This window comes from Candidatus Protofrankia californiensis, assembly GCF_900634765.1.
Classification (GTDB): Bacteria; Actinomycetota; Actinomycetes; order Frankiales; family Frankiaceae; genus Protofrankia; species Protofrankia californiensis.
On the sequence record NZ_CAAAFT010000171.1, the window covers coordinates 1 to 487 of the forward strand.

Below are 487 nucleotides of genomic sequence, written 5' to 3' on the forward strand. Positions count from 1 at the left end.
AGGCGATCGTCGCGGCCGGGTGAGCGCGGACCGTGACCACCCACACCAGTTCGCCCAGGCAGCGGACCCGTGGATCGGTGACGGACTCCCACACCGCGCCGTCGAACAGCTCGGTGTGGTCGAGCAGGCAGATCTGCCGTCCGGACACCCCCGGGCCAGCAGGTGCGGTGATGCCAGCAGGTGTGATGATGCCGGCAGGTTCGGCGATGCCGGCAGGTGTGGCTGTGCCGGGATGCTCGGCGGTGTACCGCGCGGCGAGCGCCGCCCATGCCGTCACCGCCGGCCCGGTGCCCAGGGCCGCGGTCGCGCCGGCCGTGTCCGGCGGTTGTAGCGGTTGCGGCGGGCGCTCGGCTCCTGCCGCGCCTTCGGATGCGGGTTCGTGCTGGTCGAGGCGACTGAGCAGGTGGTGGACGGCCTCCAGCAGCGGGAGCGCGGCTGGGGGCACCTGGATCTGGTCACCCGCGCGCAGTGCGTCGAACCACACCAC

The 487-nt window shown here is 73.3% G+C and carries 1 pseudogene; it reads right to left on the bottom strand.

The features are described 5' to 3' along the window. Positions 1 to 487, bottom strand: a pseudogene (locus tag DD1DGNOD_RS09580) (pyruvate dehydrogenase); the annotation flags it as partial.